Annotated in this window: 18 protein-coding genes; 10 read left to right on the top strand and 8 right to left on the bottom strand. The window is 68.3% G+C overall.

All coding sequences use genetic code 11. From position 1 onward, the window contains the following. Genes xdhA through V2S85_RS16785 form a run of 5 tightly spaced genes read left to right on the top strand, consistent with a single transcriptional unit; the run spans position 1 to position 6,981 of the window. Positions 1-1,428 (top strand): xanthine dehydrogenase small subunit, encoded by a 1,428-nt coding sequence (gene xdhA, locus V2S85_RS16805; protein WP_330703992.1) that lies wholly within the window; start codon positions 1-3, stop codon positions 1,426-1,428. Then, entirely contained in the window at positions 1,421-3,745 is a 2,325-nt protein-coding gene (xdhB, locus tag V2S85_RS16800) for a xanthine dehydrogenase molybdopterin binding subunit (RefSeq protein WP_330703991.1), read from the top strand. Before xdhA ends, xdhB begins: the two co-directional genes overlap by 8 nt. Further along, positions 3,742-4,665, top strand: a complete 924-nt coding sequence (xdhC, locus tag V2S85_RS16795; protein WP_330703990.1) for a xanthine dehydrogenase accessory protein XdhC — start codon at positions 3,742-3,744, stop codon at positions 4,663-4,665. The genes xdhB and xdhC overlap by 4 nt, the downstream gene beginning before the upstream one ends. A 40-nt stretch (positions 4,666-4,705) precedes the next feature. Then, on the top strand, positions 4,706-5,974 hold the full coding sequence (gene guaD, locus V2S85_RS16790) for a guanine deaminase (protein WP_330703989.1): 1,269 nt from the start codon (positions 4,706-4,708) through the stop codon (positions 5,972-5,974). After that, complete coding sequence (locus V2S85_RS16785) at positions 5,971-6,981, top strand: adenosine deaminase (RefSeq protein WP_330703988.1); 1,011 nt, start codon at positions 5,971-5,973, stop codon at positions 6,979-6,981. Before guaD ends, V2S85_RS16785 begins: the two co-directional genes overlap by 4 nt. Before the next feature lie 86 nt (positions 6,982-7,067). Here the strand turns inward: V2S85_RS16785 and V2S85_RS16780 are convergent, their stop codons facing one another. From V2S85_RS16780 to V2S85_RS16770, 3 genes are all read right to left on the bottom strand, one after another. Next, positions 7,068-7,646 (bottom strand): TIGR00730 family Rossman fold protein, encoded by a 579-nt coding sequence (locus tag V2S85_RS16780; RefSeq protein ID WP_330703987.1) that lies wholly within the window; start codon positions 7,644-7,646, stop codon positions 7,068-7,070. Between the two features lie 2 nt (positions 7,647-7,648). Continuing rightward, entirely contained in the window at positions 7,649-8,182 is a 534-nt protein-coding gene (locus V2S85_RS16775) for a phosphoribosyltransferase (RefSeq protein ID WP_330703986.1), read from the bottom strand. 84 nt (positions 8,183-8,266) lie between these two features. Then, positions 8,267-9,208 (bottom strand): LysR family transcriptional regulator, encoded by a 942-nt coding sequence (locus V2S85_RS16770; protein WP_330703985.1) that lies wholly within the window; start codon positions 9,206-9,208, stop codon positions 8,267-8,269. Positions 9,209-9,524: 316 nt separating this feature from the next. Between V2S85_RS16770 and V2S85_RS16765 the strand changes: the two genes are divergently transcribed. The 5 genes from V2S85_RS16765 (at position 9,525) to V2S85_RS16745 (ending at position 17,584) form a co-directional block, all read left to right on the top strand. Continuing rightward, positions 9,525-11,057 carry an adenosine deaminase gene (locus V2S85_RS16765; RefSeq protein ID WP_330703984.1) on the top strand — a complete coding sequence of 511 codons (1,533 nt, stop codon included), beginning with the start codon at positions 9,525-9,527 and terminating at the stop codon, positions 11,055-11,057. Positions 11,058-11,200: 143 nt separating this feature from the next. Next, positions 11,201-13,669 (top strand): TonB-dependent siderophore receptor, encoded by a 2,469-nt coding sequence (locus V2S85_RS16760; protein ID WP_330703983.1) that lies wholly within the window; start codon positions 11,201-11,203, stop codon positions 13,667-13,669. 57 nt (positions 13,670-13,726) lie between these two features. Then, entirely contained in the window at positions 13,727-14,833 is a 1,107-nt protein-coding gene (locus V2S85_RS16755) for a purine nucleoside permease (RefSeq protein ID WP_330703982.1), read from the top strand. After that, positions 14,830-16,185, top strand: coding sequence for an 8-oxoguanine deaminase (locus V2S85_RS16750; RefSeq protein ID WP_330703981.1), 1,356 nt, complete (start codon positions 14,830-14,832; stop codon positions 16,183-16,185). Before V2S85_RS16755 ends, V2S85_RS16750 begins: the two co-directional genes overlap by 4 nt. Before the next feature lie 13 nt (positions 16,186-16,198). After that, positions 16,199-17,584 (top strand): nucleobase:cation symporter-2 family protein, encoded by a 1,386-nt coding sequence (locus V2S85_RS16745; protein WP_330703980.1) that lies wholly within the window; start codon positions 16,199-16,201, stop codon positions 17,582-17,584. A 132-nt stretch (positions 17,585-17,716) separates the two neighbouring features. Here the strand turns inward: V2S85_RS16745 and V2S85_RS16740 are convergent, their stop codons facing one another. The 5 genes from V2S85_RS16740 to V2S85_RS16720 are packed head-to-tail and all read right to left on the bottom strand — an operon-like array spanning position 17,717 to position 24,195. Continuing rightward, a complete protein-coding gene (locus V2S85_RS16740) occupies positions 17,717-18,403 on the bottom strand; it encodes a cytochrome b/b6 domain-containing protein (protein ID WP_330703979.1) in 687 nt (228 codons plus the stop codon). 8 nt (positions 18,404-18,411) lie between these two features. Further along, positions 18,412-18,888 carry a cytochrome c gene (locus tag V2S85_RS16735; protein ID WP_330703978.1) on the bottom strand — a complete coding sequence of 159 codons (477 nt, stop codon included), beginning with the start codon at positions 18,886-18,888 and terminating at the stop codon, positions 18,412-18,414. A gap of 30 nt (positions 18,889-18,918) precedes the next feature. Next, entirely contained in the window at positions 18,919-20,241 is a 1,323-nt protein-coding gene (locus V2S85_RS16730) for an ankyrin repeat domain-containing protein (protein ID WP_330703977.1), read from the bottom strand. Further along, positions 20,234-21,571 (bottom strand): DUF1552 domain-containing protein, encoded by a 1,338-nt coding sequence (locus tag V2S85_RS16725; protein ID WP_330703976.1) that lies wholly within the window; start codon positions 21,569-21,571, stop codon positions 20,234-20,236. The genes V2S85_RS16730 and V2S85_RS16725 overlap by 8 nt, the downstream gene beginning before the upstream one ends. Beyond that, the gene (locus tag V2S85_RS16720) at positions 21,568-24,195 is read right to left on the bottom strand and encodes a DUF1592 domain-containing protein (protein ID WP_330703975.1); all 2,628 of its coding nucleotides are present in this window, start codon (positions 24,193-24,195) and stop codon (positions 21,568-21,570) included. The genes V2S85_RS16725 and V2S85_RS16720 overlap by 4 nt, the downstream gene beginning before the upstream one ends. Positions 24,196-24,227: the final 32 nt, after the last annotated feature.

The following is a 24,227-nucleotide window of genomic DNA, read 5'->3' as shown; positions in this document are numbered from 1 at the left end:
ATGGCGGTGCGCTTCCTCCTCGATGGCGAAGTGATCGAGCTTGACGCGGTCGATCCGACCGCGACGGTGCTCGATCACTTGCGCTACCGCATGCGCCGCACCGGCACCAAGGAGGGCTGCGCCGAGGGCGACTGCGGGGCCTGCACCGTGCTGGTCGGCACGCTTGAGGGCGAGGCCGTGGCCTGGCGCGCGGTCAATGCCTGCATCCAGTTCCTGCCCATGCTGAACGGCAAGGCGCTGATGACGGTCGAGAGCCTGGGCGGCGGCGAAGGGGGGCTCAATGCCCTGCAATGCGCGATGGCGGCGAACGGCAGTTCGCAGTGCGGCTTCTGCACGCCGGGCTTCGTGATGTCGCTTCATGGCCGGACGATCGGCGCGCGCGGCTGCGACCTGCCGGTCGCGGACGTGATCGCCGGCAACTTGTGCCGCTGCACCGGCTATGGCCCGATCATCGAGGCAGGCGAGGGCGCCGCGCCGTGCCCGCAGGACGATGCGCCGGTGGTGGCGGCGCTGAAGGCGCTGGGCCGGGAGAGCGCCTCGGGCGAATGGCAGGGCCGCCGCTGGTTCGCGCCGCGCTCGGCCGAAGAGCTGGCGGCGCTGCTGGCCGAGCATCCCGACGCGCGGCTGGTCGCCGGGGCGACCGACGTGGGACTGTGGGTGACCAAGGGCCTGCGCACGCTCGATACGGTGATCTTCCTCGGCGACGTGGCCGATCTTGGCGTGATCGAGGAGACGGCGGGCGCGCTGACCCTCGGCGCCGGGGTGCGCTATGCCGACGCCCATGCGGCGATAGCGCGCCTGCATCCCGAGCTTGGCGAACTGGTGCGGCGCATCGGTGGCCTGCAGGTGCGCAATGCCGGGACGGTGGGCGGCAACATCGCCAACGGCTCCCCCATCGGTGACGGGCCGCCCGCGCTGATCGCGCTGGGGGCCGAACTGACGCTGCGCAGCGCGGCCGGGCGGCGCACGATGCCGCTGGAGGACTACTTCGTCGCTTACGGCAAGCAGGACCGCCAGCCGGGCGAGTTCGTCGAATCCGTGCGCATCCCGCGTCCCGCAGAGAGCGCGGTGATCCACATCGCCAAGCTCTCGCGCCGCTTCGACAGCGATATTTCGGCGGTCTGCGGTGCCTTCGCGCTGGAGGTGGACGATGGGACGATCACTGCCGCGCGCGTGGCCTTCGGCGGCATGGCGGCGACGCCGAAGCGCGCCGGAGCGTGCGAGGCGGCCCTTATCGGCAAGCCGTTCTCCGAGGCCACCCTGACGCGCGCCGCCGAAGCGCTGCGCGAGGACTACCAGCCGCTGAGTGACGTGCGCGGCTCCTCCATCTATCGCCTCGACGCCGCCGCCAATCTGCTGCGCCGCCTGTGGCTGCGCTCGCAGGGCGTGGCGGTCTCGGTGCTGGAGGTCGAGGCCCACGATGGCTGAGCGCGACCCCGCCTGGAAGGTGCTGCCCAAACCCTCGCACCCGCACGACAGCGCGCGGCTCCACGTCTCCGGCCAGGCGCGCTATGCCGACGACCTGGGCGAGCCCGCCGACATGCTCCACCTCGCCTTCGGCCAGTCCACCGAGGCGCGGGCGCGGATCGTCACCATGGACTTGTCCGAGGTCCGCGCCGCGCCCGGCGTGGTCGCGGTCTATACCGCCGCCGACATTCCCGGCGCCAACGACGTCAGCCCGGTCGCGGGCGACGATCGCCTGCTCGCGGACGGCGAGGTCGTCACGCAGGGGCAGGCGGTGTTCCTTGTCGCCGCGACCAGCCAGCGCGCCGCGCGGATCGCCGCCCGGCTCGGCAGGATCGACTACGAACCGCTGCCTCCCGCGCTGACCATCGCCGAAGCGCAAGGCGCCGGATCGCACATCGAGCCGGTGCAGCGCATGGCGCGGGGCGATGCGCCGGCCGCGCTCGCCGCCGCGCCGCACCGCCGCGCGGGCCGCTTCGCGATGGGCGGGCAGGATCACTTCTACCTCGAAGGGCAGATCTCGGTCGCCACGCCGGGCGAGGACGGGCAGGTCCATGTCCTGTGCTCCACCCAGCACCCCAGCGAGGTACAGCATCTGATCGCGCACATGCTCCACGTCTCCTCCGCCGACGTCACGGTCGAGGTGCGGCGCATGGGCGGCGCGTTCGGCGGCAAGGAGACGCAGGCCGCCCTGTTCGCCGCCGCCGCCGCGCTCGTCGCCGCCAAGACCGGCCGCCCCGCCAAGTTCCGCTGCGACCGCGACGACGACATGGTCATGACCGGCAAGCGCCACCCCTTCGAGGTGTCCTACGAGGTCGGCTTCGACGACGAGGGCCGCGTGCTGGCGCTGTCGCTGCACCTAGCCTCGGCCTGCGGGGCGACGGTGGACCTGTCGCCGGCGATCAACGACCGCGCGATGTTCCACGCCGACAACTGCTACTACCTGCCGGATGTCGAGGTGGTGTCGGAGCGGTTGAAGACCAACACCGTCTCGGCCACCGCCTTCCGGGGCTTCGGCGGGCCGCAGGGGATGCTGGCGATCGAGCGCGTGGTCGACGATGTCGCCGCCGCGCTGGGGCTCGACCCGCTCGACGTGCGCGTGGCCAATCTCTACGGGCCGGGACGCGAGACGACGCCTTACGAGATGGTCGTCGCCGACAACATCGCCCCCCAGATCATCGCCCGCCTGCGCGAGACTTCGCGCTACGACGCCCGTGCCCGCGCGGTGGAGGCGTTCAACGCCAGGAACCCGGTGCTCAGGAAGGGCATTGCGCTGACGCCGGTGAAGTTCGGCATCAGCTTCACCACCACGCACCTCAACCAGGCGGGCGCGCTGGTGCATGTCTATGCCGACGGTTCGATCCAGGTGAACCACGGCGGCACCGAGATGGGGCAGGGGCTCTACACCAAGGTCGCGCGGGTGGTGGCGGACGTCTTCGCGGTGCCGCTGGAGACCATCCGCATCACCGCCACCCGCACCGACAAGGTGCCCAACACCTCGGCCACGGCGGCGAGTTCGGGCGCGGACCTCAACGGCATGGCGGCGCACAACGCGGCGATGACGATCCGCGACAGGCTCACCGAATTCCTCGCCCGCACGTATGGGGTGGAGGAGGGTGCGGTCCACTTCACCCCCGGCGGCGTGATCGTCGGGCCTGAGACGCTGGCCTTCGCCCAGGTGGCGAGAAAGGCGCATATCGGGCGCATCTCGCTGTCCTCGACCGGGTACTACGCGACGCCGGGGATCGACTACGACCGTTCGGTGTTCAAGGGCCGCCCGTTCTACTACTTCGCTTATGGCGCGGCGGTGAGCGAGGTGGTGGTCGACACCCTGACCGGCGAGCATCGGGTGCTGGCGGTGGACATCCTCCACGACGTCGGCCGCTCGCTCAACCCGGTGATCGACAAGGGACAGATCGAGGGCGGCTTCATCCAGGGGCAGGGCTGGCTGACCACCGAGGAACTGGTGTGGGACGACAAGGGCCGCCTGCTGACGCACAGCCCCGCCACCTACAAGATCCCCACCGCCTCCGACCGCCCCCGGCACTTCACCGTGACCTTGTGGGACGGCGAGAACGTGGAGCCCACCATCAACCGCTCCAAGGCGGTGGGCGAGCCGCCGTTCATGCTGGCGAATTCGGTGTTCTGCGCGATCAACCGCGCGGTCGCCGCCGTCGCGCCCGAGCGCCGTGCGCTGCCGCAGCTCGATGCGCCCTGCACGCCCGAACGCATCCTCAGGGCCGTGGCCGCGTTCAGGCAAGACAGCGGCGACGACGCATGACGCAGTGGATCGGCTGGCTGCGGCGGCTGGACCACGGGGTTCCGACCGCGATGGTGTCGGTGCTCGCCAGCGAGGGTTCGGCCCCGCGCGGGGCGGGCACGCGGATGCTGGTGACGGCGGACGGGCAGGAAGGGACCATCGGCGGCGGCACGCTGGAATATCGCGCGGTCGATCAGGCGCGTGCGATTCTCGATCATCCGCCGGGGACGTGGCGGGTGCAGGACTATCCGCTCGGGCCTCTGCTGGGACAGTGCTGCGGCGGGCGGGTGCGGCTGCTGGTCGAGCGGCTCGATCCGGCCGCGCTCGGCTGGCTGCACGATGCCGAGCCGGGGCGCATGCTGGCGACCACTTTCGGCGCCGACGCGGTGGTCCGGCAGGTCTTCGATCGCGAGACCGCGACCCGCCAGTCGGCGCGCGGCGAGCGTCCGGAGCCGGGCGCGCGGATCGTCGAGCCGGTGGGCGAGCGGCCGCGTCCGGTCTATCTGTTCGGCGCGGGGCACGTCGGCCAGGCGATCGCGCGGCACCTGACCGGGCTGCCGCTCCAGCTTGCGTGGTTCGATACCCGGCCCGAGCAGGGACATATCGACGGCGTGACCGTGGTGGCCGAGGAAGACATCGCCGATTGCGTGGCCGGGGCTCCGGCGGATGCGGCGGTGCTGATCCTGACGCATGACCATCCGCTCGACTATCACCTGACGCTGGCCGCGCTGGGACGCGCGGAGCCGGTGGCGTTCACGGGGCTGATCGGCTCCTCGACCAAGATCGCGCGGTTCCGTTCGCGGCTGACGTCGGACGGGATCGGGCCCGAGGCACTGGCCCGGCTCACCGCGCCGATCGGCGTGCCCGGCGTCTCCGGCAAGGAGCCCGACGTGATCGCCATCGCGGTCTGCGCGCAATTGCTGCAATTGAGAGGGACATGATGAACACCGCCAGGTTCCTTCCCCGTGCGGGGGAGGAACGATGATCCGTACCTATCGCGCCGAACTGCTCTCGGTCGCGCACGATGCGCCCGATGCGGTGCGCCACGAACCCGACGGCCTGTTGGTCGTCGAGGACGGCGTGGTCGCCGCGCGCGGGCCTTATGCCGAGCTTGCCGGCCGCTACCCCGAACCCGAAGTGCTCCCCGGCCTCGTCGTGCCCGGCTTTATCGACGCGCATGTCCACTATCCCCAGACCGATCGCATCGCCTCCTACGGCGAACAGCTTCTCGACTGGCTCGACAAGCACATCTTCCCGGCCGAGAAGGCCTTCGCCGACAAGGCCCATGCCGACGCGGTGGCGGCGTTCTTTCTCGACGAACTGCTACGCAGCGGCACCACCAGCGCGCTGGTCTTCCCGACCGTCCACGAACAATCGGTCGATGCCCTGTTCGAAGCCGCGCTGGAGCGGCGCATGCGGATCGTCTCGGGCAAGGTGCTGATGGACCTGGGGCCGGACGGCCTGAACGACACCGTCGCGTCGGGCCGCGCCGGGACCGAGGCGCTGATCCGGCGCTGGAAGGGACGCGGGCGGCTGGGCTACGCGGTGACGCCGCGCTTCGCGCTCGCCTCCAGCGATGCGCAACTGGCCGACGCGGGCGCGTTGCTGGCCGAGCATCCCGAGGTGCTGATGCACACGCATCTTTCGGAAAACCGCCACGAGATCGCCGCCGTTGCGCAGCGGTTCCCCGACAGCGCCGACTACCTCGATGCCTACGACCGCTTCGGCCTCGTCACCCCGCGCTCGGTCTTCGCGCATGGGGTGCATCTGTCCGACCGCGCCTGCGCGCGGCTGCACGAAAGCGGCGCGGGGATCGCGGTGTGCCCGTCTTCCAACCTGTTCTTGGGGTCGGGGCATTTCGACTTCGGGCAGGCGCGGCGCCATGGCCTGCGGCTTGGCCTCGGCACCGACGTGGGGGCGGGGACGTCGTTCTCGCTGCTGCGCACGGCGGGCCTTGCCTATCAGGCGGCGCTGGCGCGCGAGGACCGGCTCGATCCGTTCCGCGCGCTGTACCTGGCGACGGCGGGGAGCGCCGCGCTGCTGCGCATCGCCGACCGCGTCGGCGCGCTGGAAGTGGGGCAGGAGGCCGACTTCGTGGTGCTCGACAGCGCCGCGACGCCGCTGATGGCGCGGCGCACGGCGGAAGCCGACCTTGCCACGCGCCTCTTCGCGCTCCAAATCCTCGGCGACGAGCGCGCCATCGCGGCTACTTACGTGCTGGGCGAATGCGCGTACAAAAGGACACCATGACCGATCTCGACCAATTCATCGCCGGCCTGCCCAAGGCCGAACTGCACCTCCACATCGAAGGCAGCCTCGAACCCGAACTGATGTTCGAACTGGCGCAGCGCAACGGGGTCGCCATCCCCTATGCCTCGGTGGAGGAGGTGCGCGCTGCCTACGACTTCTCCAACCTGCAGGACTTCCTCGACATCTACTACGCGGGCGCCGACGTGCTGCGCACCCGGGCGGATTTCCACGACCTCGCCATGGCCTACTTCGCGCGGGCGGCGGCCGACGGGGTGCTGCATGCCGAGATCATGTTCGACCCGCAGACCCACACCGATCGCGGCATCGCCTTCGAGGAGGTGATCGAGGGGCTGCTCTCGGCGATGGCGGCGGCGGAGGTTGAATACGGGGTCACTTCGCAGCTGATCCTCTCGTTCCTGCGCCACCTTTCGGAAGATGCCGCCTTCGCCACGCTGGAGATGGCCGGGCCGTGGCTGGACCGGATCGCCGCCGTGGGCCTCGACAGTTCGGAAGTCGGCCATCCGCCCGCCAAGTTCGCGCGCGTCTTCGCGGCGGCGCGCGCCAGGGGCCTCAGGATCACCGCCCACGCCGGCGAGGAAGGCCCGCCCGCCTATGTCCACGAGGCGCTCGACATGCTTGGCGTCGATCGCATCGACCACGGCAACCGCGCGCTGGAGGACGAGGCGCTGGTGGCGCGGCTGGCGCAGGAGGGCATGACGCTGACGGTCTGCCCGCTGTCCAACCTCAAGCTGTGCGTGGTGGCGGATCTGGCCGACCATCCGCTCGACCGGATGCTGGCGGCGGGGCTGAAGGCGACGGTGAATTCGGACGATCCGGCCTATTTCGGCGGCTATGTCGCGGACAACTACCGCGCCGTCGCCAGGGCACGCGGGCTGTCACGCGGTGATCTGGTGACGCTGGCGCGCAACAGCTTCACCGGCTCGTTCCTGCCGCCCGAAGTGGTGGCGCGGCATCTGGAGACGCTGGACGCCTACGCGGCGGGGTGAAAGGCACCGCGCCATGAACACCGTCACCCTGAAACATGTTCAGGGTGACGGCAGAGAAAGCAGAGTGCGTCTCTCTGCGGCCTGCTTCAGACGTCGCGCGGCCCCAGCCAGTGTTCGTTCTCGGGCGGCACGAAGTTGACGATGCGATCGATCATCGTCTCGGGATCGCTCTCGACGATCAGCATCGAGCGATGGCGCGGCTGGAGGAAGCCTTCTTCCACCACGTTGTCGATGAACTGCCGGAGCCCCGTGTAGAACCCGTTCACGTCGAGCAGGCCGACCGGCTTCTCGTGATAGCCGAGCTGAGTCCAGCACCAGGCCTCGAACATCTCCTCGAAGGTGCCGATGCCGCCGGGCAGGGTGACGAAGCCGTCCGAGAGGTTGGCCATCATCGCCTTGCGTTCGTGCATGGTCTTGACGACGTGCAACTCGGTGATGCCCTGGTGGTCGTGCTCGCGCGCGCGCAGGGCCTCGGGGATGACGCCGATGACTTCGCCGCCCGCCGCGCAGGCCGCATCGGCGACGACACCCATCAGGCCGACCATGCCGCCGCCGTAGACGAGGCCGATGCCGCGCTTCGCCAGCAGCGTGCCGAAGGCATGCGCGGCTTCGCGGTAGAGCGGGTTAACGCCGGCCGAGGAGCCGAGATAGACGCAGATCCGCATGCTCAGCCCAGCCTCTCGGGAACCGATCGGGCTTCCTCGACGATGGCGTCCTTGGTGCCCACCGATTCCCACGGGAACACGAACCAGCGCTTGTCCTCGTCGCGGTCGATGGCATCGACCCACAGTTCGGCGACGGCCTTGGAACGGGTGTTGTTGATGAGCACCGCGAAGCGCAGGTTGTCCGGCTCGCAGCCGTTGTCGCCCAGCAGCGTGCGGATGTACTCGATGGTGCCGCCGCTGTCGTTGATGTCGTCGACGAACAGCAGCCGCCGCCCTTCCGCGCTCATCCCCGCGACCTTGCCGAGCAGTTCGTCGGCAAAGCCGGGAACCTTGGCCGAATGGTCGATCGACAGCATCGGCAGTTCGAGCTGGTGCGAGATGTAGACCGCCGGCACCAGCCCGCCGCGACCGACGCCGATGATGAATTCGGGCTGCCACTCCCCTTCGCGGATCTTGCGCGAGAGCAGGCGGACCTTGGCGAGGAATTCCTCGTAGTATTCGAGATAGTGCAACTGGGGCTCGGCTTCATGGCTCATGCGGAGCGAATCCTGTTCCGGCGATGTCGGGAAAGACAGGGCGATATCGCGAGTAGGGCGCGAGGGCAATCGGGTTCGGGCCGGTCAGCCGCCATTATCCCGCGCCGCCAGCATCGATTCGGCATAGCTGAGCCCCGCGAAGCCGTTCTCGATCTCGGTAAGCACCAGCCCCGCCGCGTAGGACGGGGTGCGCGCCGAATTGGTGCACAGCGCCAGCGTCATCGGCCGCAGCAGCGCGTCGGAGATGCGGGTGAAGCAGACCTGCCCCGCCTGGACTTCGGAAATGACGTCGAGCGAGGAGAGGATGCCCACGCCCGCGCCTTCCTGCACCAGCGAGGAGATCATCTGGATGTTGTCCGAGGTAGCCTTGCGGACCATCTCCATGCCGGTAGTGCCTTCGAGTACGGCGATCTGCTGGCTGATCGCGAGGCTGTCGGCGGGCACGATCAGCGGCTCGCCGATCGCGGCGGAAAAGCGCGCCTCGCGCTGGCGGCCGAGCGGATGGCCGGGCGGTGTGACGAAGCCGAGCACCACTTCGACGAAGGAGCGCACGGTCAGGTCGCGGTAGCTGTGCGGTTCGAACAGGATGCCGAAGTCGACCTCGCCGCTGGCGACCGCCTTGCGCACTTCGTCGTTGCCCTGGACCTTCAGTCCCACGGTGATGCCGGGGTAGCGTTCCTGGACCGAGCGGACCATGGCCGGGATGTAGCCCTTGGCCAGCGCATCGATGATCGCGAAGTCGACATGGCCGCGTTTCAGCCCGCGCAAGTCCTCGATCTGGGCGCGGATGTCCTGCATGTTCTTCTGCCAGCGGTTGCCCGCCGCCATCATGATCTCGCCCGCCGCCGTGAGCCTGAGCCCGGTGGGCAGGCGTTCGAACAGCGGGGTGCCGATGTCCGCCTCGACGTTGAGGATCTGCCGGGCGATGGCGGAGGCCGAGACGTTGAGCTCGTCCGCCGCCTTGCGGATCGATCCGTGGCGGCCGACGACCATGAAGTAGCGCAGGAAACGGGAGAAGGCGGGCATGGCGGTAGTTTCTGACCTGCTCTAATTTTTGCAACGGACTGTGGGATTCATTGAGTTTGCTAGCACCATCCCCTGTGCCTTACCACCACTGACGATACCGGAAGGTGCGATCCGGCCGATGCAAGTGTTCGATCCTCTCCCCGAACACCAGCACTCGCCAGAGCCGCACTTTCGGACGGGAGCGCATTCGTTCCGGCCCTCATGCCGCCATGGCATGGAGACCGGAGCAGGTGCGCTCCCGATTGCGGGGTTCAGGGGTACAATGCGTGTGATTCGATCTGGCCGCCCCCGGTGGGCAACCCTGCGTGCGCTGGCCATGGCCGGTGCCGCATGCGCTTTCGCGCAAGTCGCGCAGGCCGCTGACGCCCCCGCCGGTTCCGCAAGCGAGGCCGCTGCTTCGGCCATGCTCGACGATTTCGCGGGCAATGCCGGGCGGCTGCGGGTGTTCCTGCAGGCGATGCCCAAGGGCGGTGACCTGCACAATCATCTGGGCGGCTCGGTCTATGCCGAGGATTTCCTGAAGGTCGCCGCGGCCAAGGGCATGTGCGCCGATGCCGGGATCACCCGCATCGTGCCGGGACCGTGCCCGGCCCAACTGCAGATCGGCCCGATGGCGCAGAAGGATCCGTTCACTTATGCGAAGCTGGTCGACGCGATCTCGACGCGCGGCTTCCAGAAGGGGATCGGCCCGGTGCTGGTTTCCGGGCACAGCCAGTTCTTCTCCAGCTTCGGCAAGTTCGGCCCCGCCGCCGACGGCGAGGACGCGCGCTGGCTGGCGGACGCCTACGCCAGCGCCGGGCGCAACAACCTCGTCTACCTCGAACTGATGCACAACCCGGATACGCTGACGGGCTTCATGGTGGCGGCATCGGATGCGCCGCTGGGCGAAGCGGAGCTGGCGGCGGCCTACAAGCGTGATCTGCCCGAGGTCGAGGCGCTGCTGGCGGCGACGTCCGCAGAAGTCACGCGTGAGGAGCAGGCCGCGCGCCAGCGCCTTGCCTGCGGGACGGCGCAGGCCGATCCCGGCTGCGACGTGGCGGTGCGCTACATCTTCTCGGGCATGCGCGGCCTGCCCCCGCAGGTGGTGTGGCGTTCGCTGCTGGCGGGCTTCGCGCTCGCCCACCGTGATCCGCGCTTCGTCGGCGTCAACATCGTGATGCCCGAGGACGATCCGGTCGCGCTGCGCGACTACGACCTGCACATGGCGATGTTCCGGTTCCTGGAGGGCAAGTACCCCGGGGTGAAGGTGACGATGCACGCGGGTGAGCTGGCGCTCGGCCTGGTGCCGCCCAGGGATCTCGAAAGCCACATCGGCCGCGCCGTGGCGTCGGGGGCCAGGCGGATCGGCCACGGCGTCGACATCGCCTACGAGACCGCCGCTCCCGAGACGCTGGCACGCATGGCGCGCGAGGGGATCGGGGTGGAGATCAACCTTACCAGCAACGCCGTCATCCTCGGCGTCGAGGGCGGAGTGCATCCGCTGCACCTCTACCGTGCGATGGGGGTGCCGGTGATGCTCTCCACCGACGACGAGGGCGTGCTGCGCTCGGACATGACCAACGAGCATGTCCGGGCCGTGCAGCAGCAGGGCCTGCATTACGCCGACCTCAAGGACATGGCGCGAAACAGCCTGGAATATGCCTTCATGCCCGGCGCGAGCCTGTGGGCGGACCGGCGCTATGCCGCCGTCGTGCCGCCGTGCGCCGGGGGGCTCTCGTCGAGCGCCTGCAAGGCCTTCCTCTCGGGCAGCGAGAAGGCGCGCCTGCAGGCGAAGCTGGAGATCAATTTCGACCGGTTCGAGCATTCGCTCGACCGGTTCAAGAACGGACAGGGAGCGGCAGGGGACTAGAGATCCCCCGTCGCGATCGCGGATGTGACCGTCAAGCAACGGCGCACCGGATGCAGACTGCCAAGTGAAGTGCGGGAGAGGAGGGACACACACCACACGGCGGGCGGCATGGGCCGTTTTTCCGCCGAACAAGGGGGCATACCATGAGGGATATGATCCGTTACACGACGCGCAAGTCGGCATTTGCCGCCGCTGCGCTGCTGTGCTGCACTGCCATGACGAGCCCGGCCTTCGCGCAGGCCGCCGCGGATGAGACCGGAGAGGACGGCAAGGACATCGTCGTCACCGGCTCGCTCGGCGCACTGCCGATCGAGAACGTCGGCACCGTCTTCGGCTTCGACAAGACGCTGGTGGAAACGCCGCGCTCGGCCTCGTCGATCAGCGCGGAGCAGATGGAACGCTTCGGCATCACCGACATCTACGACCTCGTCGCGCAGGCGCCGGGTACGTTCACCAACTCGTTCTTCGGCGTCGGCGGTGCGCTCGATATTCGCGGTACTCCGGGCGAAGTCTACTATCGCGGCATGCGCCGCCTCGACAACCCGGGCAACTACCCGACCCCGATCGGCGCATCGGAGCGCATCGACATCGTGCGTGGTCCGTCCTCGCCGATCTTCGGCCCGTCGAAGACCGGCGGCTACATGAACTTCGTGCCCAAGTCCGCGCGCGCGCAGGGCGGTTCGTACCTGTCGTCGCCCGAGGGTGAGATCACCTACACCGGCGGCAGCTGGTCGAAGAACGACCTCAAGGCCGAGATCCGTGGTCCCGGCAAGCTGGGAACGCAGGAATTCGGCTACAGCGTCTTCGCCGAGATCGAGGATTCGGGCAGCTACTACGACAACGTCTCGACCCGCAACGACGTCCTGCAGGCCTCGTTCGACACCGACATCACGCCCAACCTGCGGCTCGAGTTCGGGGGCATGTACCAGAACTATCGCGGCGTGCAGAACGGCGGCTGGAACCGCGTGACGCAGGATCTGATCGACAACGGCACCTACATCACCGGCAATGCCCAGTCGCTCGACTCGAACGGGGACGGCGTCATGTCGGCGGGCGAGATCCGCAGCCAGGTCGGCAGCCTTGCGGTCTACGGCACTTACGGGTGCGGCGGCGGCAGCGCCACGCCGGAAGCGTTCACTGATGCATGCCTCACCAGCGCCTATCCGGAACTGGCCCTCCAGAACGTCGGCACCGCCAAGCTGAGCCGCAAGAAGACCCTGACCGGCGAGAACGACCGCCTCGATAACAAGGCCACAACGCTCTACGCCGACCTGATCTTCAAGGACGACGGCCCGTTCCAGATCAAGAACCAGATGTTCTACGACAGCTACGAGAACATCAACGAGAATGCCTATGGCTTCTCGCAGTTCCACGATTCCTACACGTTCGAGAACAAGATCGTCGCGCAGTACGATCTGGAAACCGATGCAGGCAAGTTCTCGGTCCAGGTCTCGCCCTCGATCCGGTACACCAACTTCGAGCACGCTGACGACTTCACGTTCGAATACTTCAACCGCGTCGATTTGACCCAGGGATATACCCCGGCGTCGAACCGCCTGCTGTCCACCAAGTGCGACTTCAGCCAGGCCGGTGCGGCATCCGACTGCGGCTACTCGAATTACGTCAAGGGTAGCTATACCGACACCTCGCTGGCCGGTCTCGTCGATCTCGACTTCGCCTTTGGCCTCGATATCACCGCGGGCGCGCGCTACGATCACATCAAGGCGAAGTCGCACTACCTGACCCAGTACATGCTGCCCGAAACGCAGCCGGACGTGACATCGGCCAGCGGCAGCGACGGTGCATGGTCGTGGACGGCCAGCGCCTCGTACAAGCTGCCCTTCGGCATCATTCCCTATGTCACGATCTCGCGCCAGTCGACGATGATCGTGGGCCAGGGCGCCGAAGTCTACGCGGAGGCGATCGCCGACAAGACCTTCATCTCGGCCACGAAGCTGAAGGAAGCCGGCATCAAGGGATCGTTCCTGGATGACCGCCTCTACGCTGCCGTTTCAGTCTACCAGCAGGAGCGTACCGACTACAACCGCCAGTCGATCACCGTGAACCAGGCGGTGAAGACCAAGGGCCTCGAAGCCGAGGCGCGCTGGTCGGTGGACGATCACCTGCTGCTGACAGGCGCCTACACCCGCACCAAGGTGACCAACATCACCGCGGCCACCACCGGATCGCTTTTCGGTTTCTACGGTGCGGGCGATCTGACCAACATCACCGACCAGTCGCTGTGGTTCGGTGGGCAGTTGCAGGGCTCCTACCCGATCACCGGCAGCACGTCGCGCCGCGCAGGTATCCCGACCAACCTGTACTCGCTGACGGGCACGTACGCCTTCGACATGGGCCTCGCCGTTGCCGCCAGCGTGGTGAAGGTCGATTCGACTTATTCGGGCCAGTACCAGTCGATCAAGTTGCCGGGCTATACCAAGCTCGACGTCTCGGTATCGTACGAGACCGGTCCGTGGCTGCTGCGTGCGGTGGTCAAGAACGCCACCAACGAGAAGTACTTCCGGGCGAACTTCCCGGACATCTTCGGCGCCACGATCGTGCTTCCGGAACTGCCGCGCAGCTTCCAGGGCTCGGTCACTTACAAGTTCTGATTTCACCGAGAGGGGGTGCCGGTATTGCCGGCGCCCCCGTTTACTGAAAGGTTTCCCATGCGCTTCCCGACGCTCGCGACAGTCATGGCGGGCGCTCTCCTGTCCGTGGCCGTTCCCGCATTCGCCGCCGAGCCCGCGCCCGCCTCCGCTGTCGCCGACTGCGATCCCGGCGCTCCCTGCGACCATCCGCTGCCGGTTAAGGTGGTGATCGTCTCGCTGTTCGAGATCGGCAAGGACGAGGGCGACGTCGCGGGCGAGTTCCAGCTGTGGAAGGCGCGCCGCAGCCTGACCCAGCGCATTCCCTTCCCGCAGAGCTTCCACGACTTGTACTACAACCCCGAGACGCAGGTGCTCGGCGTCGTCACCGGCATCGGCACCGCGCGGTCCACTTCCGCGATCATGGCGCTGGGCCTGGATGCGCGTTTCAACCTGTCGCAGAGCTACTGGCTGGTGGCGGGCATCGCCGGGATCGACCCGGAGGACGCCTCGATCGGTTCGGTCGCCTGGGCGCGCTATGTCGTCGATGGCGACCTCGCGCACGAGATCGATGCGCGCGAAATCCCGGCCGACTGGAAGAGCGGCTATTTCCCGCGCAACACCAAGGGCCCGAACGACATGAAGGGCAAGCCGGACCCGTCGGGCGGCGAAGTCTACCAGGTCAATCCCAGCCTCGAAAAATGGGCCTACGATCTCACCAAGGACATCGAGCTGCCTGATAGCCCGGCCATCGCCGCCGAGCGCGCGAAGTTCACCGATTACCCCCACGCACAGGAACCGCCCTTCGTGCTGGAGGGCGATACGCTTTCGGCGATGACCTTCTGGCACGGCGAGAAGCTCACTGACTGGGCCAACGACTGGGTCCGCTACTGGAGCGGCGGCAAGGGCGAATTCGTGACCTCTGCCATGGAGGACACCGGCGTCATGCAGGCGATGACCTACCTCGACAACATCGGCCGCGCCGACCGCGACCGCGTGCTGGTGGTGCGTGCCGGTTCCAACTTCACGATGCCCCCGCCGGGCACCGATGCGGCGACCTACCTGCTGCGCGAGAACGAGGGGTATGCGGGCCTCGAAGCCTCGGTGGAGAACCTCTACACGGTGGGCTCGAAGGTGGTGGACGAACTGCTCGGCCACTGGGATCGCTACAAGGACGCGACGCCGTGAAGCTGCTGCGCCATGCCGACGTGCTCGTCTGCATGGACGATGCGGCCCGCGAGATCGCCGATGGCGCGATGGCGTGGCGGGACGGCGTCATCCTCGCGGTGGGGACCAGTACCGAACTGGCCCCGCTCGCCGAGGATGCGGACGAGGTGATCGACGCCACGGGCTGCGTCGTCACCCCCGGGCTCGTCAACACGCACCACCACTTGTACCAGAGCCTCACCCGCGCGCTGCCGGGAGCGATCAACGTCTCGCTGTTCGGCTGGCTCAAGCGGCTCTACCCGATCTGGGCGCGGTACACCGCCGAGGACGTCTTCGCGGCGACGCAGCTGGGGCTGGCCGAGCTGGCGCTGTCCGGCTGCACGATGAGCAGCGACCACCACTACCTGTTTCCCGACGGCGTGCGGCTCGACGATTCGATCGACGCCGCGCAAGGGATCGGCCTGCGTTTCCACGCCACGCGCGGCAGCATGAGCGTGGGGGAAAGCAAGGGGGGCCTTCCGCCCGACAGCGTCGTCGAGGACGAGGATGCGATCCTCGCCGATACGATCCGCGTCATCGACCGCTACCACGACGCATCCGAGGGCGCGATGCTGCGGGTGGCGGTGGCGCCGTGCTCGCCGTTCTCGGTCAGCACCGACCTCATGCGCGAGGCGGCGCTGCTGGCGCGCGACAAGGGCGTGATGCTGCATACCCACCTGGCCGAAGATGCCGACGATGTCGCCTTCTCGATGGAGCGCTTCGGTTGCAGGCCGGGCCAGTATGCGCAAGACCTCGGCTGGGTCGGCCCGGACGTATGGCACGCGCATTGCGTCCAGCTCGACGCCGCCGAGATCGACCTGTTCGCGCGGACCGGCACGGGGATCGCGCATTGCCCGTGCTCCAACTGCCGTCTCGGCTCGGGCATCGCGCCGGTGCGGGCGATGGTCGACGCGGGGGTGCCATTGGGCCTTGGTGTCGATGGCTCCGCCTCGAACGATTCCGGCCACCTGCTGAACGAGGCGCGGCAGGCCATGCTGCTGCAGCGCGTGACGAACGGCGCCGACCGCTTCGACCCGCGCGAGGCGCTGCGCCTCGCCACGCGCGGCGGCGCGAAAGTGCTGGGCCGCAGCGACGTGGGATCGCTGGAACTAGGCAAGCGCGCCGACTTCGCGGTGTGGGACATGGCGGACGTCGCCTCCACCGGCGCCTGGGACAAGGTCGCCGGTCTGGTGCTCGCCCCGCCGGTGCAGGCGCGCGATGTTTTCGTCGAGGGCCGCGCCGTGGTGCGTGATGGCGATCTCGTTCAGGTCAAACGCGCCGAAGTGCTCGCCAATGCCCGCCGCTCGCTCGACCGCTTGATGACTTTTGCCTGAAAAGGAGACCCGGATGACCGCGCTCATCGCCCCGGAGATCGCAATCGAACACGCCCCGCCGCCCGCCGGGATGAGCGGCGCCGAGGCGCGCGACCCGGATTGGTTCCCCGGCTGGGCCACCGCCGTGCCGCTGGGTATCCAGCATGTGCTGGCGATGTTCGTCAGCAACATGACGCCTGCGATCATCGTCGCCGGTGCTGCGGGCTTCGGGTTCGGATCGGGTGATACCTCCGAGATGGTCTACATGATCCAGATGGCGATGCTGTTCGCCGGGATCGCCACGCTGATGCAGACGATCGGCTTCGGGCCCGTCGGCGCGCGGCTGCCGCTCGTGCAGGGGACCAGCTTCGCCTATATCCCGGTGATGATCCCGATCGTCGCCGGGCACGGCGTCGCGGCGATGGCGGCGCTGACCACGGCGGCGTTGTTCGGGGGCATCCTGCACGCTTTCCTCAGCATGTTCGTCGGCCGCATCCGTTTCGCGCTGCCCCCGCTCATTACCGGGCTCGTCGTGCTGATGATCGGGCTATCGCTGATGCGGATCGGCATCCAGTATGCGGCGGGCGGCGTTCCTGCCGTCGGCACGCCCGCGTTCGGCGCCTGGCAGAGCTGGCTACTGGCGGGCGTGGTCGTGGTGGTGACGTTGGGGCTGAACTTCTTCGGGCGCGGCATCTGGTCCACTGCCGCCGTGCTGATCGGTCTGCTGGCGGGTTACGGCGTGGCGCTGGCGATGGGGCGGATCGACTTCTCCGCCGTCGGCGCGGCGGGGCTGGTGATGGTGCCGATGCCGTTCCACTTCGGCTTCGCGGTATCCGCCTCGGCCATCCTCGGCTTCTGCCTGACCGGCTTCGTCTCCTCGATCGAGACCATCGGCGATGTCGATGCCATCTGCGAGGGCAATGCCGGGCGTCCCGCCACCGACCGCGAGCTTCAGGGCGCGGTCGCGGCGGACGGCGTGGGTACGGCGCTGGCGGCGGTGTTCGGGGCGATGCCCAACACCACCTTCAGCCAGAACGTCGGCCTGATTGCCATCACCGGGGTGATGAGCCGCCATGTCGTGACGATCGGTGCGCTGTTCCTGATCGCCTGCGGACTGCTGCCCAAGGTCGGCGCGGTCATCACCACCATTCCCATCGAAGTGCTGGGCGGCGGCGTGATCGTGATGTTCGGCATGGTCGCCTCGGCGGCGACCTCGATGCTGGCGGGGGTCGAGTGGAGCCAGCGCAACATGCTGATCTTTGGCGTCTCGCTCTCGCTGGCGTTGGGCCTGCAGTTGGAGCCCGAAGCGCTGCAGCACCTGCCGGAGACGGCACGCATGCTGCTGGGATCGGGCGTGCTGCCGGCGGCGGTGACGGCGGTGCTGCTGAACCTGCTGGTGCCGGGCAGGACCGCCGGCTGAACCCGTCATCCCGGCGCATGCCGGGTCCGTGGGCCGTCTTTAGGTACGCCTTCACGTCAGGGTTCCCCGGCGAGAGCTATCGCCTCAAGATTTCCCCGCGGTCCCGGCATGCGCCGGGATGACGGGTTGCCGTCAATACGCCGGAGCATTCCCGAACTGGAACCCGGTGGAGACGGCCCAGGCGAAAGCCACCGCGATGACGATCCCGATCACCGCGCGAACCGGCGACCACTTGAGATCCGACGCCGCCTCGCCCTCGGCCACCGGACGCTTGCCGGTCACCATAGGGCGCACGAGGTTCTGGCGCTTCCACACGAGGTAGAACACGACCGCCACCACATGCAGCGCCACCAGCGCGAGGATCACGTTGAAGATCGCCGAATGCCAGTCTGACGCCGCCGAGGACTGGTCGAAATCGAGGTACGTCGCCAGCGGCCCGTCATAGAGCATGTCGATATCGCTGGAGAACAGCCCCGCCGTCACCATCGCGCCGACCGCCAGCAGCATGGCGATCACGCTCCACCCGCCGAGCGGATTGTGCCCGTCGGCATGGTGCGCGCGGCGGCTGCCGATGCCCTTGAGATAGGCGACGACCGCGCCGGGACCGCGTACGAAACCGGAGAAGCGCGCGGTCCGGGGCCCGAAGAAGCCCCAGTAGACGCGAAACACGATCAGCGCGAGGATGGCGTAGCCCGACAGGCGATGGCGTTCGAGGTCATGCTGCTCCCCGCTCCACCACGAAAAGGCGATGAGCGCGACCAGCAGCCAGTGGAACAGGCGGACGGTCGGGTCCCAGACACGGGTGGTGGAACGGGTCATCGTCGGCCTCAGTCGTCGGCGCGGAACTGCTTGTGGCAGGCGCCGCAGGTGCCACCCACCGCCTTGAACTGCGCGCCGATCGCGGCGGCGTTGCCGGTGCCTGCAGCGGCGACCAGCTTGTCGGCCTGCGCGATATAGGCCTTCATGGCGCCGTCGAAGGCGGCGCGGTTGCTCCACACGGCGGGCAGGGCGTCGGTCTTGATGCCGGCCGAGGCGCCCGAGCCGCTCGGGAACAGCGGGCCTTGCGCGCGGCCGGTGGCGGCGAGCGTCTTCGCGGCGGCGACGGCGGCGGCCTTGTCGATGGTGCCGCTGGCGAGTTGGTCCTTCAGGACTTTCATCGCGCCGCCCATCTTCTTGAAATTGGCCTGGCGGGTGGTGATCGCGGTCTGGGCGGGCGAGGCGGCGATGGCCATCGTCGCGCTCACCGCCACGGCGGCGGCGGACATGCCGAGGATGGCACGCGAGAAGTGCTTGGAAAGCGTCATGGTTGATCGATCCTGTCGGTTTGTTGTGATTCAGGGCCGGGCATTGGCTAACACGGGCGCGCCGGTTTCGCCAAAGACTTGATCGTAGACTGCTTTTACGGTCGCAAGTCCGCCTTCGACCATCTGCGCCGGCGTGGTGCCCCGGGCATTGGCGAGGGTCGGCTTGGCGCCGTGCGCGGCGAGTACCTTGAGCATCGCGCCGAGTTCGTCGTGCATGCCGCCGCCGATCACCAGATGCAGCGGCGTGGTGCCCTTGGCATCGGCGACGTTGGCATTCGGGGAGAGCGCCAGCGCTTCCTCCAGCGCCGCCGCGCTGTGGCCCGAAGCGGCGGCGAGCACGACGTTGACGCCGTTCTCGGCGACGAACGACGGGTTCGCTCCGCCCGCGACGAGGCGCTTCATCGCCTCCACCTGCCCGGCCTGCGCCGCGAGAAACAGCGGCGGGGTGGGCGGCACCGGGGCCGGGGCGACCCCGAAGTTCGCCTCGGTCACCCACTTGATTCGCGACGGGCCGGTGAGGCCGTTCACGTCCGCGCCCTTCGCCAGCACGATGTCGATCAGCGCGGTGTCACCGCCAGTCGCCGCAACGTGGAGCGGTTGTTGTCCGTTGCGGTCGCGCTCGGCGAGGTCGAACCCGAGCGGTGCCAGCATTTCGGCGGCGCGCCAGTTGTTCTGGTAGAGCGCCAGTTGCAGGGCGCTGGTGTTCTCCGGCCCGCGATGGGCGGCGTCGGCCTTCGCATCCAGCAGGGCGCGGGTCGCCTCGCCCGATCCGCTGGCGATGGCGAAGAACAGCGGGGTGAAGCCTTCCGCCGTGATCCGGTTCACCTTCGCGCCTGCCTTGAGCAGCGCGGCAATGGCGCCGAGGTTTCCGGCGGAGGCGGCCCACATCAGCGGCGTCTGTCCGCGCGTGTCGAGGCTGTCGGCTTTCGCACCTTTCGCCAGCATCCGCGTGACGGTCTCTGCGCCCGAATAGCGCGCACAGACCGCGAGCGGGGGGACGCCGTCAGGCCCGGCCTTGCGCACGTCGGCGCGGGCATCGAGCAGTTGCCCGACGATGGCCGCACTACCGCGCTCGCAGGCGAGGGAGAGGGGGGTGAGGCTTTCGGCGTCGGCGACATTCGGCTTTGCGCCGTGCGCGAGGAGGACAGCGACCAGCGCGGGATCCTGCGTCTCGATGGCGCGGGCGAGCGGGCTTTCGCCATAGAGCAGCGGCGCGTTCGCATCCGCACCCGCCTTGAGCGCGGCCTCGACGGTGACGGGATCGGCGGTGGCGAGGGCATCGGCCAAGGTATCGGCCTGCGCGGGGGTGGCGATAAGGCAGGCCAGTGCGGCGAGCACCGCGCCCTCACGCATCGGCCAACTCCCGCAAGGGGCCGGTGCTGTCGCCGAACTTCGTTGTGGGCACGCCCAGCGTCTGCAGGCCCGCCAGCATAAGGTTGGACATGGTGGTGCCCTTTTCAACGCGGGTATGGCGCCCGCCCTTCACCAGCCCGCCCGCGACGATGACCGGCAGGTCCATGTAGTCGTGCTCGTTGGAATCGCCGAAGGCGGAGCCACGGATTACAAGCGTGCGGTCCAGCAGTGAGGCGTCGCCGTCGCGCGTGTCCTTCATCTTCTGGAGGTAGTAGGCGAAGAATTCCATGTGATAGCGGTTGATCTTCGCCAGTTGTGCCATCTTGTCCGGGTTGTTGCCGTGGTGGCTGAGCATGTGGTGCGAATCCGGGACGCCGATCTCGGGGTAGGTGCGGTTCGACAGCTCGCGCCCGATCATGAACGTGCCGACGCGGGTGATGTCCGCCTGCATGGCGAGCACCTGCAGGTCGATCATCAGCTTCACATGCTCGGCGAAGTCGTCGGGGATGCCTGCCGGTTGCTGAAGGTTCGCCGCCTGCGTGGTGGCGGGCGAACTGGCGCTGCGCTGGATGCGCTTTTCGATGGCGCGGGTGGCGTCGAGGTATTCGTCGAGCTTGCGCTTGTCCTCCATGCCGAGCTGGCCGGAGAGGCGGCGGGTGTCGTCCATCACGAAGTCGAGGATCGAGGACTGGCGGCGCAGCTGGGCGAGGCGGCCTGCTTCATCGGTGTCGCCATCGCCAAACAGGCGCTCGAACACGGCGCGCGGGTTGGCCTCGACCGGCAGCGGCACCGTGGGGGTGAGCCACGAGATGCCGTTGGTATAGGCGCAGGAGTAGTTGATGTCGCACGAACCGAGCAGGCTGGCTGTGTCGATCCCCAGCTCCAACGAGGCGAGCGGGGTGGCATCGCCCAGATGCTGCGCGAAGACCTGGTCCATCGATACGCCTGCGCGGATGTCCGGCCCTTCGGTCTGCTTGGCGTGTGCGCCGGTCAGGAAGGCGGGGCACGAGCGGCCGTGGCCTGCGGGACGATCGCCCATGGCAGCGGCCTGCGGATGGCCGAGGCCGGAGATGACGGCGATCTGTTCACGATGGGGCGCGAGGGGCTGGAGCGAGGAGGGCAGGACGTAATCGGCCCCTGTCGCGGTGGGCAGGAAGTCCGGCATCGTCATGCCGTTGGGGGAGTAGAACACCTGAAGCCGCTTCGGCCGTGAGGCGAGGTCGGCGGCCTTCGCGCTCGGCATCATGGCTTCGAGGAAGGGCAGCGCCATGGCGGCACCGGCACCGCGCAGCACGGTGCGGCGCGAGAGGGCGGGGCGGATCACTCTCATTTCAGGGCCTTCCGGGGAGTGGCGATCAGAGACAGGGCGGCGGGCCTTGCCGACGGGGCTTCGACAAGCGCAGCCTGAGCGGAATTGAGAGCGCTTTTGCCAGAGACATAACCCCACCCCCGCTCACCCTGAGCTTGTCGAAGGGTCAGGCGCGGGGTCTGGCCATAGGCCGCCTTGAACGGCTGCGGCACGCGGCGCAGGGTGAAGGCGGGGCTCTGCGCGATCCCGCGTACGATGGTCTGGATGCGGTACTGGTCCGCTGCCGCCTGTGAGGCGATCGCGCGCACCGTGGGCATGTCGTTGGCCGAGAGGCCGCGCGCCACCGCATACGTCATCAGCCGCTCGGTGAAGGCCCGGGTGAACTCGTCCTTGCGGTCCATCAGCACTTGCTGGAGCCCGGTGAGGCCGTCGAATTTGAAGCCGTCGGGCATCGTCGCGATCGTGTCGATGGGCTGGCCTGCATCGACCGTGCGCCACTGGCCGACCGCGTCGAAGTTCTCCAGCGAGAAGCCCATCGGGTCCATCTTGACATGGCAGGCGGCGCACGTCGGATTGGCGCGGTGCAGTTCGAGCTGCTGGCGCGCGGTGAGCAGGCGGCCGTCGTGGCTGGTCTTGAGCGCGGGCACGTCCGGCGGCGGGGGGGGCGGCGCGGCGGCGAGCATGTTTTCCAGAATCCATTTGCCGCGCTTCACCACGCTGGTGTGGTTGCCGTAAGAGGTGACGGTCAGCACGCTGGCCTGCCCCAGCAGCCCGCCGCGATGCCATTCGGGCCGCAGCGCCACGCGGCGGAAGGCGGGGCCGGAGACGCCGGGGATGCCGTAATGCTCGGCCAGGCGCTGGTTGAGGAAGGTGTAGTCGGCGCTGATGAAATCCAGCACCGGGCGATCGCCGCGCAGCACGTCGGCGAAGAACATCTCCGTCTCGGTCGCCATCGCGGATTTCAGGCGCACGTCGAACTTCGGGAACACCTCGGTGTCGGGGCGCTGCTGGTCGAGGTTGCGCAGGTAGAGCCATTGACCCGCGAAGTTCGTCGTCAACGCCTTCGCGCGCGGATCGGCGAGCATGCGGGCGATCTCGGCGTTCAGCACGGCGGGCTGGGCCAGTTTGCGTTGCTCGGCGAGGGTCAGCAGCCGGTCGTCGGGGATCGAACTCCACAGGAACAGCGACAGGCGCGTCGCCAGTTCGAGGTCGGAGACGCGGTTGACGCTGCCGGGCATCGCGCCTTGCGGATCGCGTTCCACCACGAAGAGGAATTCGGGCGAGACGAGCACGGCTTCCAGCGCCGCCTCGATGCCATGCTCGAAGTCCGAGGCCTTGCGCTCCTCGGCGTAGATGCGCAGCAGCGGAGCGACGTCGAAGCCGCCGACCGGGCGGCGCCAGGCACGGCGCGCGAGGGTGGTGATGATCTTGGTCGCGCAGGCCGCTTCCTCGCTGGCCTTCTTCGGGCGGCAGAGGAACACGGCGCGGCGGCTCGGGGTATCGGGCACGCCTGCAGCATCGAACGGGCCTGCCACGTCCACCTGCAGAACGTCGCGCGGGAAGTTCTGCTGCGAGTAGCGCTGGTGCATGCGGTAGCTGGGCACGCTGAGCGTCTTCGCCAGCTTGCCGTCCACCCAGACGTCGAGGGGAAGCATCTGCGGCTTGTCGAGGGGCAGCGGCACCTTGTCGGTGTCGTTGCGCAGCACCTGCACCGCCTCGGACGGGGCGATGGTGCGGCGGAAGGACAGCGCCACGAGGTGCGAGCCCGCCTTCATCGGCACGCGGGCGGTGACTTTGTCCTCGGCCAGACGGTCGGTTTCGTTGTTGGTGTTGGCGTTGAGCCAGGCCGAAACGTCGTACTGGCCGTCGTAACGGGCATAGTAGCGCTGGGCATAGCCGCCGCGCGAGGCCAGCGGCAGCATCGCGTCCGCCCGCTCGTTATACGCCGGAACGCCCGAGTTCTGGACCGACCCGTCCTTGGGCACCTGCCACGTCGTCACCACCTCGCGCCGGGAAGTGAGGCCGGTGGCCATGCGGCCCACCTTGCCCGCCACCGCGACGTAGCGCTCCATCAGCGTGGGCGAGACGGAGAGCACGTCGGCGATGTTGTCGAAGCCGAAGCCGGAGTTGTCGGCAGGCAGTTCGCGGCTGAAATCGACGTCGAGCGCGAGCAAGTCGCGCACCGCATTGGCGTATTCCATGCGGTTGAGGCGGCGCAGCGCCGGGCGGCCGGGGTCGGGATTGGCGGCGAGGTAGCCCGCGCGCGAGGTGTCGAGCCAGTTCACGAAGGCGGCGCGCATCTGCGCCGAGGGCTGCGTCTTGCCGTGGGGCGGCATTTCTCCGGCGGCGACGCGGCGCAGGATTTTCTCCCATTCGTCGGCGTGCTTGCCGGTGCGGATGTCGTCGGCGTGCAGGTCTTCCACCGAGAGGTCGGCGATGTTGTCGATGTCGTTGTGGCAGCGTGAGCAGTATTCGCCCAGCATCGGCTCGACGAAGTTCGCGGCCTGCTGCGGGGTCATCGCGGCGAAGCCGGGCGTCTGGTCTGGCGCGGCGTCCTGAGTTGCAGCGTAGACGGTGGCGGCGGTGACGAGTGCGCTCAGCGCGAGCGTCGTCCTGCCGAGGTTGTGTCGCCCGAGAAGGCTCATCGATGTTTCCGACCCCATGGCCGGGCCCGCGT

The sequence above is a fragment of the Novosphingobium resinovorum genome, from assembly GCF_036352595.1.
Lineage (GTDB): Bacteria > Pseudomonadota > Alphaproteobacteria > Sphingomonadales > Sphingomonadaceae > Novosphingobium > Novosphingobium resinovorum_B.
Note: the sequence above shows the minus strand (reverse complement) of the source record. Positions and strands in the feature narration are given on the sequence as shown.